This window comes from Streptomyces sp. NPDC006463 (assembly GCF_042870715.1).
Taxonomy (GTDB): domain Bacteria; phylum Actinomycetota; class Actinomycetes; order Streptomycetales; family Streptomycetaceae; genus Streptomyces.
On record NZ_JBIAHP010000011.1, the window covers coordinates 139,047 to 153,472 of the forward strand.

13 protein-coding genes and 2 pseudogenes are annotated in these 14,426 nt (G+C 71.9%); 8 read left to right on the forward strand and 7 right to left on the reverse strand.

Annotated elements, in window-relative coordinates; all coding sequences use genetic code 11:
* A complete protein-coding gene (locus tag ACFYOB_RS21410; RefSeq protein ID WP_388561653.1) occupies nt 1–498 on the forward strand; it encodes a hypothetical protein in 498 nt (165 codons plus the stop codon).
* A gap of 12 nt (nt 499–510) precedes the next feature.
* On the opposite strand, the gene ACFYOB_RS21415 is transcribed toward ACFYOB_RS21410, so the two are convergent.
* Nucleotides 511–1,998: an SDR family NAD(P)-dependent oxidoreductase gene (locus ACFYOB_RS21415; RefSeq protein WP_388561655.1), complete on the reverse strand. Its 1,488-nt coding sequence runs from the start codon at nt 1,996–1,998 to the stop codon at nt 511–513.
* A 269-nt stretch (nt 1,999–2,267) separates the two neighbouring features.
* Here ACFYOB_RS21415 and ACFYOB_RS21420 point away from each other — a divergent pair.
* Nucleotides 2,268–2,999: pseudogene (locus tag ACFYOB_RS21420) on the forward strand (DMT family transporter); the annotation flags it as partial.
* A 102-nt stretch (nt 3,000–3,101) separates the two neighbouring features.
* Here ACFYOB_RS21420 and ACFYOB_RS21425 read toward each other — a convergent pair.
* Entirely contained in the window at nt 3,102–4,391 is a 1,290-nt protein-coding gene (locus ACFYOB_RS21425) for a transglycosylase family protein (RefSeq protein ID WP_388561970.1), read from the reverse strand.
* A 185-nt stretch (nt 4,392–4,576) separates the two neighbouring features.
* Between ACFYOB_RS21425 and gndA the strand changes: the two genes are divergently transcribed.
* On the forward strand, nt 4,577–6,022 hold the full coding sequence (gndA, locus tag ACFYOB_RS21430; RefSeq protein ID WP_388561657.1) for an NADP-dependent phosphogluconate dehydrogenase: 1,446 nt from the start codon (nt 4,577–4,579) through the stop codon (nt 6,020–6,022).
* A gap of 281 nt (nt 6,023–6,303) precedes the next feature.
* On the opposite strand, the gene ACFYOB_RS21435 is transcribed toward gndA, so the two are convergent.
* The 4 genes from ACFYOB_RS21435 to ACFYOB_RS21450 all read right to left on the reverse strand — a co-directional run bounded on the left by ACFYOB_RS21435 (nt 6,304) and on the right by ACFYOB_RS21450 (nt 8,761).
* Nucleotides 6,304–6,933 (reverse strand): aspartate/glutamate racemase family protein, encoded by a 630-nt coding sequence (locus tag ACFYOB_RS21435; RefSeq protein ID WP_388561659.1) that lies wholly within the window; start codon nt 6,931–6,933, stop codon nt 6,304–6,306.
* Nucleotides 6,930–7,268: a GNAT family N-acetyltransferase gene (locus ACFYOB_RS21440; RefSeq protein ID WP_388561661.1), complete on the reverse strand. Its 339-nt coding sequence runs from the start codon at nt 7,266–7,268 to the stop codon at nt 6,930–6,932. Before ACFYOB_RS21440 ends, ACFYOB_RS21435 begins: the two co-directional genes overlap by 4 nt.
* Before the next feature lie 15 nt (nt 7,269–7,283).
* On the reverse strand, nt 7,284–7,703 hold the full coding sequence (panD, locus tag ACFYOB_RS21445) for an aspartate 1-decarboxylase (protein ID WP_388561663.1): 420 nt from the start codon (nt 7,701–7,703) through the stop codon (nt 7,284–7,286).
* A 233-nt stretch (nt 7,704–7,936) separates the two neighbouring features.
* Nucleotides 7,937–8,761: a DUF2182 domain-containing protein gene (locus ACFYOB_RS21450; protein ID WP_388561665.1), complete on the reverse strand. Its 825-nt coding sequence runs from the start codon at nt 8,759–8,761 to the stop codon at nt 7,937–7,939.
* A gap of 182 nt (nt 8,762–8,943) precedes the next feature.
* On the opposite strand from ACFYOB_RS21450, the pseudogene ACFYOB_RS21455 reads away from it, so the two are divergent.
* The 3 genes and pseudogenes from ACFYOB_RS21455 to ACFYOB_RS21465 all read left to right on the forward strand — a co-directional run bounded on the left by ACFYOB_RS21455 (nt 8,944) and on the right by ACFYOB_RS21465 (nt 10,678).
* A pseudogene (locus tag ACFYOB_RS21455) lies at nt 8,944–9,593 on the forward strand (DUF1326 domain-containing protein).
* Nucleotides 9,594–9,702: 109 nt separating this feature from the next.
* Nucleotides 9,703–10,107, forward strand: a complete 405-nt coding sequence (locus ACFYOB_RS21460; protein ID WP_388561667.1) for a hypothetical protein — start codon at nt 9,703–9,705, stop codon at nt 10,105–10,107.
* 10 nt (nt 10,108–10,117) lie between these two features.
* Complete coding sequence (locus tag ACFYOB_RS21465; protein ID WP_388561669.1) at nt 10,118–10,678, forward strand: nucleoside-triphosphatase; 561 nt, start codon at nt 10,118–10,120, stop codon at nt 10,676–10,678.
* 36 nt (nt 10,679–10,714) lie between these two features.
* Here the strand turns inward: ACFYOB_RS21465 and ACFYOB_RS21470 are convergent, their stop codons facing one another.
* The gene (locus ACFYOB_RS21470; protein WP_388561671.1) at nt 10,715–11,218 is read right to left on the reverse strand and encodes a SixA phosphatase family protein; all 504 of its coding nucleotides are present in this window, start codon (nt 11,216–11,218) and stop codon (nt 10,715–10,717) included.
* A gap of 339 nt (nt 11,219–11,557) precedes the next feature.
* Between ACFYOB_RS21470 and ACFYOB_RS21475 the strand changes: the two genes are divergently transcribed.
* Both ACFYOB_RS21475 and ACFYOB_RS21480 read left to right on the forward strand, forming a co-directional pair.
* The gene (locus ACFYOB_RS21475) at nt 11,558–13,246 is read left to right on the forward strand and encodes an SWIM zinc finger domain-containing protein (RefSeq protein WP_388561673.1); all 1,689 of its coding nucleotides are present in this window, start codon (nt 11,558–11,560) and stop codon (nt 13,244–13,246) included.
* 317 nt (nt 13,247–13,563) lie between these two features.
* The gene (locus ACFYOB_RS21480; protein ID WP_388561675.1) at nt 13,564–14,334 is read left to right on the forward strand and encodes a hypothetical protein; all 771 of its coding nucleotides are present in this window, start codon (nt 13,564–13,566) and stop codon (nt 14,332–14,334) included.
* The last annotated feature ends 92 nt before the right edge of the window (nt 14,335–14,426 follow it).

Here is a 14,426-nt window from a genome sequence, read left to right on the forward strand (position 1 = left end):
ATGGATCTTCTGCACGCCTGCCGCGACGGCCGTGGGCTGCGGACTGCGGCCCTGCTGCGCCGCGCCCACCCCTTCGACAAGGAACTCCAGACGGCGGGGCTCGTACTGGATCTCGGCGAGCTGCTCCGTCCGGGTGACGGAGTGTCCCGGACCGATCACGCTGAGGCGGTCCGCCCGCTGCTCGGCGAGCGGGTGGCCCGGCTGGTACGGCTGCACGCGCGGGCCGGGGACGAGGCGGGGCTCCGCGCCCTGACGGCGGCCGGCCCGGACCGCGAGCCGGCGACGGCCCTGCTCCAGGCACACGACGCGGCCGGCGCCGCGGGCCTGGACGCGGGCGTGCTGGAGGACTGGCGGCCGGTGCTGGAGCTGGTCGCGGCGGGCGCCTACCGGGTGTCCGGGCCCGCCGGGAACGCGAACGGCCCCCTCGGCGCACCGAGGGGGCCGAGGGAGCCGTGGGGTCCGAGGGGACCCAGGGGATCGGCTGTGGGACGCCCTTAGGGCCCGCCGGGCCTACCAGTTCGCGGGGGCGTAGTCCTTGAGGAAGACTCCGAAGAGGTCCTCACCGTGTTCGCCGCGGACGATCGGGTCGTAGACCCGGGCCGCGCCGTCGACCAGGTCCAGCGGGGCGTGGAAACCCTCCTCGGCCAGGCGCAGCTTGTCGAAGTGCGGGCGCTCGTCGGTGATCCAGCCGGTGTCGATCGAGGTCATGAGGATGCGGTCCGTCTCGAACATCTCCTGGCCGCTGGTCCGCGTCACCATGTTCATCGCGGCCTTGGCGGCATTGGTGTTCGGGTGCCCCGCGCCCTTGTAGCCGCGGCTGAACACGCCCTCCATCGCCGAGACGTTGACGACGTAGGCACGCCCGCTGGACGCCTTCCGGGCGGCCTCGGCCATGGCCGGCCGGAGCGCGCTGATCAGGATGAACGGCGACGTGTAGTTGCACAGCTGGGTCTCGAGCAGCTCCACCGGGGAGATCTGGTCGATGGTCTGCACCCAGGTGTTGCTCTCGACGACGTCGGGCAGCAGGCCGCCCGCGTCGATGGCGGTGCCGGCGAGATGCCGCTCCAGGCTGGCGTTGCCCGCGACCAGGGCGAGGTCGGCGACCTTCTGCGCCTCGAGCCCGCTCACGCCGACGGGCAGCGCCGCCAGGCCGTCGACCGCGCCGGAGTTGAAGGCGCCGATGACGTGGTGGGCGGGCAGCTCGCCGGCAGGCAGCGGGGCGGCCTCCCCCTCGACCAGCGCGGCGTAGGCGGTGGGCAGGCGGCGCACGGTCTGCGTCGCGTTGTTGATCAGGATGTCGAGCGGACCGGCCTCGGCCACCTGGTCGGAGAGCGCCACGGCCTGGGCCGGGTCGCGAAGGTCGATGCCGACGACCTCCAGGCGGTGCATCCAGTCCGCCGAGTCGTCCATCGCCTTGAAGCGGCGGATGGCGTCCTTGGGGAAGCGAGTGGTGATCGTGGTGTGCGCGCCGTCGCGCAGCAGCCGCAGCGCGATGTACATGCCGATCTTGGCCCGGCCGCCGGTGAGCAGCGCGCGCTTGCCCGTGAGGTCGGCGCGGGCCTCGCGCTTGGCGCGGTTCTTGAGGGCGCAGTCCGGGCAGAGCTGGTGGTAGAAGTAGTCGACCTCGACGTACCGCGTCTTGCAGACGTAGCAGGAGCGCGGGCGCTGGAGTATCCCGGCGATCCGGCCGGCCTCGGTGCCGGAGGAAGGCAGGATGCCCTCGGTCTCGTCGTCGATGCGCTCGGCGGAGCCGGTGGCGGTGGCCTCGGTCACGGCCTTGTCGTTGGCGGTCTTGGCGGCGCGGCGCTCCTGGCGGCGGCGCTGCTTGACCGTGCGGTACAGGCCGGCGGTGGCGCGGCGTACGGTGATCGCGTCGGGGTGGTCGACGTCGATCTTGTCCAGCTCGTCGAGCACGCTGAGGCAGAGGGCCAGCCGCTCGGGGTCGATGCCGGGTCCGTATGCGTGCCCGTAGTCCTGGCTGTCTTCGGTCACCGTCATGGCCGCTGCCGTTCCTTGATCACTCGTCCGCATCCGCCTGCTGCGGAAGTCCCCAAAAGGGGAACTGTACGGATCCGACGCGCCCGGAGCCAAACCCGTTGCCACTGGGCTCACATATCGCGTGCGCGGTGTCACCGTATGCGTCCGGACGTGGGCTTCTTCGCTGCCCTGCGTGCCTGATCGCGTACTCCCGTACTACGCCGGGAGTACGACTCGTGACCCCCTGTGGGCGGAGGAATAGCGAAGTCGGGTCGGGCATTGTGGACTTCATGAGTGCACTGGCGCTGTCGGCCTTGCTCTGCCTCGTGTCCGCCCTGGCGTACGCGGGTGGCGCGATCGTCCAGGAACAGGTCGCGGCGACCACGCCGGACCGTCCGTACGCCGCGCTGCGACGGGGCGTCTGGTGGGTGGCGGTCGGGCTGAACGGTCTCGGCGCCCTGCTGCACGTGGCGGCCCTCGCGTACGGGCCGCTGAGTCTGGTCCAGCCCCTCGGCGCGCTCACGATCGTCTTCGCGCTCCCGATGGCGGCCTTCTTCGTGGGGCGCCGGGCCGGCGCCGCGGCCTGGCGCGGGGCGGTGCTGGCCACGGTGGGTCTGGCCGGGCTGCTGGCCCTGACCGGCGGTGACGGGCGGGCGCAGGCCCTGGCGGGCGGTGAGCGGAGCCTGCTGCTGCTCGTGACCGGGGCCGGGGTGGCGACGCTGGTCCTGGCGGCGCACCGGATGCACCGGGCGGTGCTGCGCAGCGTGCTGCTGGCAGCGGCGGCCGGTACGGCCTTCGGCATGGCCTCGGTGTTCACCAAGTCCGTGGCCGAGGGCTTCGGCCCGGGCACGCCCGGCGGGCTGTGGCCGGACCTCGCTGCGATCGCGGTGCTCGCGTCCGGCGGGCTGCTGCTCTCGCAGGCGGCCTACCGGGGCGCCGGGCTGACCGCGCCGCTGGCCACGGTGACCGTGGTCAATCCCGTGGTCGCGGCGACGGTCGGCATCTCGCTGTTCGACGAGGGCTTCCGGTACGGGGCGGCCGGCACGGCGGCGGCCCTGGCCTGCGCCGTGGTGGCGGCCGCCGGGCTGATCCTGCTCACCGCCGTGCCGTCGCACGTACGTGGGTCAGATGTCGGCCCCGTGGGAACGGAGGTACTTCAGCGGGTCGATGTCGGAGCCGTAGCCGGGTCCCGTGCGTATCTCGAAGTGCAGGTGGGGGCCGCTGGAGTTGCCGGTCGAGCCGGAGCGGCCGATCCGCTGGCCTCCGGAGACCTGCTGGCCGGACTTGACGCCGAGCGCCGACAGGTGGGCGTACTGGGAGTACCGGCCGTCGGTGTGCCGGATGACGACCTGGTAGCCGTACGCCCCGGCCCAGCCGGCGGAGACGACCTGGCCGGGGCCGACCGACTTGACGGAGGTTCCGGTCGCCACCGGGAAGTCGACGCCCGTGTGGTAGCCGCTGGACCAGGAGGACCCCGCGACGCGGTAGGCGGTACCGATGGAGGCGTCGACGGGGGCGGAGAATCCGCCCGCGGCGGGCTTCTGCTGCGCTGAGGCGGGCTCCGGGGCCGGCTTCTCGGCCGGTTTCTCCGCGGGCTTTTCGGCCGGCTTCTCTGCGCGCTTTTCGGCAGGCTTCTCTGCGGGCTTCTCCGCCGCCGGCTCCACGGGCTTCACCGGGTCGGCCGTGCGCGGAGGCTTCTCCGGGTTCTGCGCGGGCGGGGCCGCGGTGATCCGCAGGGTGAGCCGCTGCCCGGGGAAGATCATGTCCGGGTTGCTTCCCACGGTGGCGCGGTTGGTCTCGTAGAGCACCTGCCAGCCACCCTCGACGTGCTGCTCGGTGGCGATCGCCGAGAGCGAGTCACCGGGCGCGACCACGTACGGGTTCGGCAGCACGGAGGTTCCGGTGGGGCGGGGCACAGTGCCCTGCTGCCCGGTGGCGGCCTTCGTCTGCCGCGTCTCGGTTTTCGCCCCCTGTGGGACCTGCGCCCCTTGTGCCTTCGGCGCCTGGCCCTGCGACGCGGCGGCGGGCGCCTGGCCGCTGCGGCTGAGACCGGCCTGCTTGCCGCACTGCGGCCAGGCCTGGGGCCCCTGGCCCTTCAGGACCTTCTCCGCGACCGCTATCTGCTGGTCCTTTGTGGCCAGGTCGGCGCGGGCGGCGTAGACGGTACCGCCGAATTCCCGCCAGGTGCTCTGGCTGAACTGGAGGCCGCCGTAATAGCCGTTGCCGGTGTTGACGTGCCAGTTGTTCGTCGACTCGCAGGCGGCGACGTTGTTCCAGGTGTCCACGGAGGCGGCGTGCGCGGCTCCGGCGCCGATGAACGGGAGCGCGATCCCTGCGCCACCGGCGGTGACGGCGAGCGAGGCCCGGTTGATACTGCTCGGCTGATACCGGCGGTGCCGGCCCCGTACACCCATGGGAGCCCCCATCGAAGACATCAGGAAAGGCAAAACCTAACGTCACGATCAGAGCATGACAAGGGGCGCAACGGGGCGCCCCTTAGCGGAATTTGACAATCCCTCGGCGGCGATCGGACCGGTAGCCGTGCGCGTCGATGTAGCGTCGGCATTCCCCGCACACCGAAGCACGCAGGAGCGCAACGATGAGCACCAGCACAGCCCAGATCGGCATCACCGGGCTCGCGGTCATGGGCAGCAACCTCGCCCGGAACTTCGCCCGCAACGGCTTCACCGTCGCCGTACACAACCGCACCGCCTCGAAGACCACCGCTCTCGTGAAGGAGTTCGGCCACGAGGGCAGCTTCGTGGCAGCCGAGTCCGCGAAGGAGTTCGTCGACGCGCTGGAGCGCCCCCGACGCCTCGTCATCATGGTGAAGGCCGGGGAGCCGACCGACGCCGTGATCCGCGAGTTCGCGCCGCTCCTGGAGGAGGGCGACGTCATCATCGACGGCGGCAACGCACACTTCGAGGACACCCGGCGGCGCGAGAAGGAGCTGCGCGAGCAGGGCATCCACTTCGTGGGCGTGGGCATCTCGGGCGGCGAGGAGGGCGCGCTGCTCGGGCCGAGCATCATGCCCGGCGGCTCGAAGGAGTCGTACGAGTCCCTCGGCCCGCTGCTGGAGAAGATCGCCGCGAAGGCCGCCGACGGGACGCCGTGCACCTCGCACATGGGCCCCGACGGCGCCGGACACTTCGTCAAGATGGTGCACAACGGCATCGAGTACGCCGACATGCAGCTCATCGCCGAGGCGTACCACCTGCTGCGCGAGGTCGCCGGCTACTCCCCCGCGAAGATCGCGGAGACCTTCCGGACCTGGAACCAGGGGCGCCTGGACTCCTACCTGATCGAGATCACGGCCGAGGTGCTCGCCCACACGGACGCCGCGACGGGCCGGCCGTTCGTGGACGTCGTGGCCGACGCCGCCGAGCAGAAGGGCACCGGCCGCTGGACCGTGCAGATCGCCCTGGACCTGGGCGTGCCGGTGTCGGGGATCGCGGAGGCGGTCTTCGCCCGGTCGGTCTCCGGCCACGCGGACCTGCGTGCGGCCGCGCGGGGGCTCGCGGGCCCGACGGCCGCCGCGCTGTCCCCGGAAGCGGCGGAGGCCTTCGCCGCGCAGGTGGAGGAGGCCCTGTACGCCTCGAAGATCGTCTCGTACACCCAGGGCTTCCACCAGATCCAGGCGGGCAGCCAGGAGTACGGCTGGGACGTGGACCTGGGCGCCGTGGCCTCGCTGTGGCGCGGCGGCTGCATCATCCGGGCCGCGTTCCTGGACCGGATCCGGGCCGCGTACGACGCGCAGCCCGGGCTGCCGAGCCTGCTGGCGGACGCGCGTTTCGCCGAGGAGATCGGGGCGGCACAGGAGGGCTGGCGGTCCGTGCTGGTGGCGGCGGTGCGCCAGGGCATCCCGGTGCCCGCCTTCGCGGCTTCACTGGCGTACTACGACGCCCTGCGCGCGGAGCGGCTTCCGGCGGCCCTCACTCAGGGGCAGCGCGACTTCTTCGGGGCGCACACCTACCGGCGCACCGACCGCGCGGGCTCATTCCACACCCTCTGGAGCGGCGACCGCTCCGAGGTCCAGACGGGCTGAGGCCGCTCAGCTCCAGGGCCCGGGCTGCGGTACCGGCGCGGGCCCTGGCGGCGGAGGCACCGGGTCCGGCTCCGGGAAGGGGCCTGGCACGGGTGGCACGGGGCGCGGGATCGGTCCCGGGTCCGGGAAGGGCGCGGGGTCCGGGGTCGGCTCGGGCTCGGGCACCGGTGGCTGCGTCTCTTCGAGTTTTCGCACCATGGGGCCCATTTTCCCGCATTTGTCGCCGGAAAGCCCGTACGAGGCCTCGGGATCCGCCCTGGGATCCGTTTTGGGAGGCTGCCTTACGGGGCACCCGCCAGCCGCAGGCCCGCCGCCAGGCCGGGAGCCGGGCTGGACAGCACCGGGATCCGGGTCGTGACCAGGTCCGCGGCGCCTGCCATGGAGGCCTGGGCCAGCACGATGACGTCGGCGTCGGTGACGGCGTCGGCGGCCTCCGCCACCCGGGCGAGGGAGCCGGCGTCGTCCCCCGCGACGAAGCGCTCCCAGGCTCCGGCGACCAGCTGCGTACGGATCGAGACGGGCCGCTCTGCGGCCTCCTCGGCCAGCAGTTCACGGGTGGGGGCGAAGGTCGACTCCACGGTGGCCAGTACGGTGATCCGCGGGCCGGTGCGCACCGCGGCGGCCGCCATCGGCCGGTCCACGCGCAGCACCGGGGAGCCGAGCGCCGGAGCGAGGGATTCCGCGGTCGCCCCGATCGTGGAGCACGTGACCAGCACGGGCACCGGACCGGCCTCGGCGAGCAGGCCGGCGAGGTCCGGAGCCACCGCCTGCGGCCCTTCGGCACGCGCCCGGTCGAGCAGCTCCGGAACCACCCGGTGCCGCAGTACGGCTCCCGGGTGGTTCCGGTCCCGCAGCGCGTCGAAGACCGGGACGTGCGCGGGCGAGGTGTGCAGCAGGAGCAGATCCGTCACCAGAGGTCTGCGTCGGCATCGAGCTGGACCCTGGCCGCCGACACGACCTCGGGGGCCGGCTCGGGCGCCTGGTCGGGGTGTTTGGCCGCCCAGCTCGCCGCGTACGGGCAGAGCGGAACCACGGGCACGCCCTCGGCGGCGGCGATCCCGTAGAAGGTCTTCACCAGCTCCCCGGCGATGCCCCGGCCCTCGTGGCCCGGCTCGACGACGGTGTGCACCGCCACCAGGGCGTGCGGGGCCTCGGCGAGTACGAAGTAGGCGATGAACCCCACCGCCGACCCGTCCTCGACGGCCAGCAGCCGTCCGGCCTTCCGCTCGTCCTTGAACTCGACCATGGTCCCCGACTCCCCTCAGACAGCCACGGCGTGCGGGCTGCGCTCCTGATCCGTACCGGGCACCGGGGCGGAGGGATCCGCGCCCAGCTCGATGATGCGATTGTCCGCGTCGACATGCACGACACGGGGCTGGAACACGCGGGCCTCGGCGTCGTCGAGCTGCGCGTAACTGATGAGGATGACCAGGTCCCCGGGGTGCACCAGATGCGCGGCGGCGCCGTTGATCCCGATGACCCCGGACCCGCGCTCCCCCTCGATGATGTAGGTCTCCAGGCGCGCCCCGTTGGTCACATCCACGATGTGGACCAACTCCCCGGGCAGCAGATCCGCGGCGTCCAGCAGATCGGCGTCAACGGTCACGGATCCGACATAGTGCAGATCGGCCTGGGTGACGGTGGCCCGGTGGATCTTGGACTTGAACATGGTCCGAAGCATGAGAAACTCCCGAAATGTCTGCTCCCTGCCTGCTTCGCGCAGGTCAAGGGCGGTCTCGGCACCCTACAACGATTCGCATGTCCGGTCAGCTTTCCCGCAGGTATTGCAGGACTCATGCTGACCCATTGCCGACGCGACGGCTTCGGCAGCACGGCGGCGCTGTCGACTCGTCGGCCCCGGGCGCGCTCCCGCAGAGGCGGGGCCCCGGGTGGCGGCCGGGTAGCGAAGCCGGTCTACGGCTGGAGCATGGGCGTCATCGGCGACTGTGGTGGGGCGAGGCCCGGTAGCAGCCAGGGCTGGAAGGGGGCCAGTACCGCAAGGGCGAGGAAGGCGATGCCGATGGCCGCCGAGAAGACGGGGCCCAGTCGCCACAGCTTCTCCACGAAGATCACCACGGCCACCGCGGCCATGGCCGGGACGTTCATGACGCCGAGCGGGATGAGGACGATCATCAGTCCCCAGCAGCAGCCGACGCAGTACGCCCCGTGGTGGGCCCCGACCCTCAGGTCCCGGACCACGGGCCGGAAGCCGGCGTAGCGCACGAGCTGGCCCATGGGACTGCGGCAGTGCCGAAGACAGAAGTTCTTCAGCGGGCTGAACTGGTACAGCCCGGCGATCAGGAAGGCTCCGGCACCGATCCAGCGCCCGGCGCCCGGGTGGTCGTCGACCACGGCCCCGGTCACGGCCAGGAGCCCGTAGGCGATGAGGCCGAAGACCGTCCAGGCCAGGAGGTAACCGGCCACGAACTGGGCGGTACGGGCCGCACGGACGGCTCCGGCCGACTGGCGGCCGATGGCCCGGGCCCAGGTGATGGCCACCGGGGCCACGGACGGGAACATCATGGCGATCATCATGATCAGCCACAGCAGCAGGAACAGCGGGATGCCCATGCCCATGGTCCCCGGCTCGACCCCCATGCCACGGGCCTGGTCGACGACCAGCGCCCAGGCGATCAGCGCGATCAGTCCCATCACGGACCATGCGAGCGCCAGCTGCCGAGCCGACAGCAGGTTTGCCGGACGCAAGGGTGGTGACAGGGCCTTCCGGTCGAGGCGCACGCTTCCAGCACACCACAGCGGACGTGCGCGTGCGCGTACGGAATCAGACCGCGCCGGGCGGCCACGGCGGGCGGCTAATTGATCTGCAGACCTGTACGACCCGGGCGGGGGCCGGTGATGTGTTCCAGGCTCTGTCGCCTTCCCCAGACCACCTCCGGTACGCGGTCACGAGGAGGCAGGAGATGTCCGAGACGACGGCGACCGTGCCGAGGTGGTACGTGGCAGGCGACTGGTTCGACACCTGTAAGTGCAACGTGCCGTGCCCCTGCTCGTTCGCACAGCTGCCCACATACGGCGATTGCGACGGCATCCTCGCGTGGCACATCCGCGAGGAAGACACGGAGACGTACCGCTGGACGGCCTCAGCGTGATGATGCTGGGCTCCTTCGTGGGCAACCTATGGGCCGAGCACTCCGACGCGTACGCGGCGGTCTTCGTCGACGAGCGCGCCGACGACGCGCAGCGCGAAGCACTCCAGATGATCTTCAGTGGCCAGGCGGGCAGCTGGCCGGCAGAGATGGTGAGCATGATGGGCGCGGAGTTGCGCGGTATGGAGTTCGCCCCCATCGAGGTGGAGGTCGCCGACGACCTCTCGAGCTGGCGGGCCGCGGTTCCCGGCCGGGTCGAGGCGGGCGCGCAGGCACTCACCGGACCCAACACGCCGGAGGGCGCCCGGGTGCAGTCGACCAACCTGCCGGGTGCCGAGACCGGACCGGGCCAGGTCGCGACCTGGGGCCGCTCGACAGCGGACCGCGCCGATGCCTAGGGCTTCCAGTGGAGCAGGGAAGGCCAGTCCAGCAAGCACATCACCTTCGACTGGACCGGGCCCTGACCAGGCCCAGCCCGGCCGGCTCCCGAGAACCCGCGCGCCGAGGCGCAGAAGTTCACCATGTGCGAGGTGTTCGGCTGGGTGACCTCGCCACACGGCAGCCACGCCGACCATGTGCCACAGCATCGTCGGCCTGACCGCTCATCAGGCGCTGGTGAGCATCGCCCAGGTGCAGCCCGGGCAGCGTGCTCTGGTGCAGCGTCAGGTGAACGTAGTGATCGGCACGATCGGCACGATCGGCACGATCGGCACGATCGGCACGATCGGCACGATCGGCACGATCGGCACGATCGGCAAGGACCGCGGGCCGAGGTCGCTCCGTACGTTCAAGCGCGACGGCATCCTCGTCGAAGTCGTGGGCGTCGGAGTCGACCGGAGGGCCGTGCAGGAGCAGGCGCAGGCGCAGGCGAACGGCGTGCGGTTCGTCGCGTACTACCTCGCACCGACTCCGGCGAACGCGTCGGCGTACGCCCGTTCGGCCGAGCCCGAGCGGCCCGCATCCGCCAGGCGGGGGTGAGGATGGCCGTGTGCCGACAAGGATCCTGATCGAAGGCCGCCCTGGCGCGGGCAAGACGACCGCCCTGCGTCGGCTGGCCGCACTGCTGCCCACCCGCGCGGCCAACGGCTTCACCACGGAGGAGATCCGACAGTCCGGCGCTCGCGTCGGTTTCGCCCTGGAGACCCTGGACGGCCGGCGGCAGGTGCTCGCCCATGTCGACCTGCCCGGTCCGCCGCGGGTGGGCAAGTACGGAGTCGACCTTGGCGTCATGGAACGGCTGGCGCTGCCGTCCCTGCGGCCGACTGCAGTCGGGGACGCGCCACGTCAGCTGGTGCTCATCGACGAGCTGGGGAGGATGGAGCTGGCGTGCACGGCGTTCCGCGACGCCGTCGACGCGCTGTTCGCCGCAGAGGTCGACGTCGTCGCCACGGTCCACGCACACCGCGACCCGTTCACCGATGCGCTCAAGCGACGTACCGGCATCGAGGTCGTCCACCTCACGCCGGCCAACCGGGACGGCCTGCCCGGCGAGCTCGCGTCGCGACTGCAACAGCCCGGGGCGCACGAAGGGCGTCCCTCTCCAGGGTGAAGAGGCCGGGCCGCTGAAGCGCAGCCTGTTCGCGGCTCAGCCGCGTGGGATCGCGAAGTACGTGAGCACCGCGGTGGCCGGGTCGAGGGCGGGCCAGGGCCCGGGGCAACTGAGGGCGGCGACGGCCGAGGTGGGGAACTTGGTCTCGATGCGGTCCAGGTCCCTGTCGGGGGCTTCGCCGGCCAGGAGCAGGATCAGCTCCTGCAGGCCGGGGTTGTGGCCGACGAGGAGCAGACGGGCGACCTCGGCCGACGTGTCCCGTACGGCGTCGAGGAGGTCCTCGGCGTCGGCCCCGTACAGCTGCGGCTCGAAGCGTACGGGCGGCTGTACGGGAAGTTCCGCGGCGGCCAGCTCCCAGGTCTGGCGGGTGCGCCGGGCCGGGGAGCACAGGACGAGGTCCGGCAGCAGGGCGGCCTGGGCCAGCAGCCGCCCGGCGGCGGGAGCGTCCCGCAGTCCGCGCGGGCCGAGGGGACGCTCGCGGTCGGGCACGCCCTGCGGCCAGGCACTCTTGGCGTGTCGAAGGATCACCAGATCCGGCATGGGACCGAGCCTAATGGACGGCCGGCAGTCCGGATGGCAGCGCGTGCTGCCCCCGGCGAAGTCCGTGCGCCTGGAGCCGGGGATGACCGTGCTCGAGGCCGGATCGGGGGCTACAGCGGGGTGCTGATCGCCCACATCCTCAGGCCGGTCGCGCGGGTGATCACCGCATGCCGCAACCACGCCGCGGCAACGGTGCTGCTGCCGTCGGCGTTCAGCGCCGGACGGCCGGCTGCGGAAGATCCGGGGACCACGGCCTGAGACGAAAGACGGCCGACGGCCGCCCGATGCATTGGAGGCGAAACGTGGTGCTGGTGGCCTTCCCTTCGGTTGAATGGTGCCGTGACACATGCATTGCGTTTTACCGAGCAGGACTTGCGCCGACTGGCGGGAGCACGCTCCTTCGAGCGGGGGCTCGGCTATCTGTCCGGGGTCTCACGGCTGGAGATCGGGTACGAAACGATCACCGCCACCGTCGACGGAAGCGACGCCTACGAGGTGGAATTGACCGAGGACGAGGACGGCGGACTCACCGGCTGGTGCGACTGCCCGTACGGCCAGGACGGCAACTTCTGCAAGCACTGCGTGGCCGTCGGCCTGACGGTCCTCAGCCAGGCCGATTCCGTACCGCAGCAACGGTCGGCCGCCGCCTCACGCACCCGGCTCCTGGACGGCTGGCTCGAGTCCCGCACTCGGGAGGAACTGCTCGCCCTGGTACGGGAGCAGCTCGCCGGTGACCGCGACCTGCGGCGCCGCCTGGAGCTGCGTGCGGCAGCCGCCGGCGAGGACACCGGCGTCGTACGGGAGCGCGTGCTGAGCCTCCTCGACACCCGTCCCTTCGCCCGCTACGGGTACGTCGAGTACGCCGACGCCCACGCCTACGGCCGGCAGGCGACGGAGGCCGTCACCGCACTGCGCGCGCTGACGTCGAGCGGCCGGGCGGCGGAGGCGGTGGAGGTGGCCCGCGAGGCTCTGCGGGCTCTGGGGCGCACGTACGGCGAGATCGACGACTCGGACGGCCTGATCGGGGAGGTCGCCACCGGGCTGGCCGAAGCCCATCTGGAAGCCTGCCGCACTGCCCGGCCCGACCCGGTGGAGACCGCCGAGTGGCTGGTGCCGTATCTGCTGGGCGAGGCGAACGACGCCACCGACATCGACCTCTTCGACTACCGGGACGTGCTCGGTGACCCCGGCCTGGCCCGGGCGCGCGTATTGGTGGTGGCCGCCTGGCGGGCCAACCCGAAGGGGTGGGCGGAGAAGTACCTCATGGAGCGCCTCCTGAAGGCCGACGGCGGCAACGTGGACGCACTGGTCGAGGTCCACGCGGCGGACCTCGCCCCGGACGGCCGCACCCACCTGGTGATCGCCGGAGAGCTGGAGGCGGCGGGCCGGGCGGGCGAGGCCCTGGAGTGGGCGGAACGCGGCCTGCGGGAGACCGTCTCCGAGTGGGGACCCGACAGCGACCTGGTCGCTTTCGTCTGCGAGCGCTATCAGCGGGCCGACCGCCTGGCCGACGTGGTCGCGGTCCGCCGGGACCTACTGCGCGCCCGCCCCTCACTGGCCGCGTACCAGCACGTTCGTACGGCGGCCCATGCGGCCGGCACCTGGGAGGGCTCCGAACGCGTGGACGCCCTGGAAGTGCTGAAGGCCGCCGCCCCGCCCAAGAGCGACCTCTGGTACGGCGGCTCGGTGCTGGTCGACGCGCTCATGGACGACGACGACCTCCAGGCTGCCTGGCAGGCGGCCGCCGATGGGTACGCCGACCAGCGGCAGTGGCTGGCCCTGGCCGACCGGATCCGCGACCGGCAACCGGCCGACGCGCTGGGCGTCTACCTCCGCTGGATCGAGCCGCTGCGCAAGCAGACCGGCGACAGCACGTACGAACGCCTCGCGGAGCTACTGCTCGGCGCCCGCGCCTGCCATCGCGCGCTGGATACCGGGGCCGAGTTCGCCGCCTACCTGGCCGCCCTGCGCGCCGACCAGAAACGCAAGCGGAAGCTGATGGCCATTCTCGACCAGCACGGGCTCTGAGCGTCCCACCCGCCACGACGCCAATTACACGTCGGGTCCCCCGCAGACGCGGCACGCCATCTGCCTGTGGCGGGCCGAAGCCGACCGGACCCCGGGTGGGAGCCGGCACGTCCCGCGGATCTTCGGTAAGGCGCCTGCGAGCGGGGGCCGTTCACAAGGTCGACCTGGCGGTCGAGCAGGCCCAGAAGCCGATGTCACTCGTGATCACGGCCGGGCACGAGCGGGAACCTCTCACCCCGTCCGTCCGTCATTTCCACGGGGGTAGTCACAGACTCGGCACCCCTTTCGCTCTTCACCACCGAGGTCTGAGGAGATCCATGGTCGACACCGTCAACTCAATGGCCGCCCGTCTTCACGAAGTGCTGGTGGAGCTCCTGACCAAGGGACCCGCCGTGGCGGGTACCAGGGGCCTCCACGACGTCGTCGCGCGTGCCACGGCGCTCGGCCCCGACGGTGCGTGGCTCGCCGCTGCGGGCCGCGCGGGCCTCGGTGGCCTGGCGTGCGCACAGGGGGAGGCGGAACTGGCCATCTTCCACCTCGAGGCCGCGGTGGCAGGCGGCTTCAACGACTGCGTGTCGCTCCACGTCGCCCCCATACGTCCGCTGCACCACGATCCCCGCTTCCAAGCCCTGTACCAGCGGATGCGCATCACCCAGGCCGATCTCGACGAGTTCTTCTGGCTGCACCAGGAAATGCAGATCATGTCGAGGGACGCCCAAAGAGCGAGCGTCGACAACCTCGGCCGCCTCGACACCGGGGTGTCGCTGCTCCCGCAGGCCCCCATGCCGACCCGCGAACCGAACACCCTCGGCGTCCTGATCACCCGCATCGATCTCGCCGCGACCCAGACCGCACTCCAACAGGTCGCCTTGAAGGCGGACTTCCAGCGCAGCTCCGGCAACACCAGCCTCAGCCTCATCGACGACTCGTGGGACTACGCCCGCGCCAGGCGCGACGCCTGGCACGCCGACGAGCTGGAATTCCAGCACCTGCGGGCTGCCGAGGCCCGGGCGTTCGTCGAACGCCCCGGCGCCGGCACCACGCTCATCCCCTGCCCGCCGCTGGGCTCGATCACCTACCCGGGCTGAGGAGGGCCGCACCGGCGCGGTGGCCTGTGAACCGGCTACAGAGACCGCGACGCCCCCGGCGGCCGGCGGGGGCGGGGGCGGGATGGCAGATA

Coding starts and splice junctions, on each gene's coding strand:
- ACFYOB_RS21425 (WP_388561970.1), bottom strand. CDS start 4,391: ATGGGTGTACGGGGCCGGCACCGCCGGTATCAGCCGAGCAGTATCAAC.
- panD (WP_388561663.1), bottom strand. CDS start 7,703: ATGCTTCGGACCATGTTCAAGTCCAAGATCCACCGGGCCACCGTCACC.
- ACFYOB_RS21460 (WP_388561667.1), top strand. CDS start 9,703: ATGTGCCACAGCATCGTCGGCCTGACCGCTCATCAGGCGCTGGTGAGC.
- gndA (WP_388561657.1), top strand. CDS start 4,577: ATGAGCACCAGCACAGCCCAGATCGGCATCACCGGGCTCGCGGTCATG.
- ACFYOB_RS21470 (WP_388561671.1), bottom strand. CDS start 11,218: ATGCCGGATCTGGTGATCCTTCGACACGCCAAGAGTGCCTGGCCGCAG.
- ACFYOB_RS21440 (WP_388561661.1), bottom strand. CDS start 7,268: ATGGTCGAGTTCAAGGACGAGCGGAAGGCCGGACGGCTGCTGGCCGTC.
- ACFYOB_RS21480 (WP_388561675.1), top strand. CDS start 13,564: ATGGTCGACACCGTCAACTCAATGGCCGCCCGTCTTCACGAAGTGCTG.
- ACFYOB_RS21410 (WP_388561653.1), top strand. CDS start 1: ATGGATCTTCTGCACGCCTGCCGCGACGGCCGTGGGCTGCGGACTGCG.
- ACFYOB_RS21415 (WP_388561655.1), bottom strand. CDS start 1,998: ATGACGGTGACCGAAGACAGCCAGGACTACGGGCACGCATACGGACCC.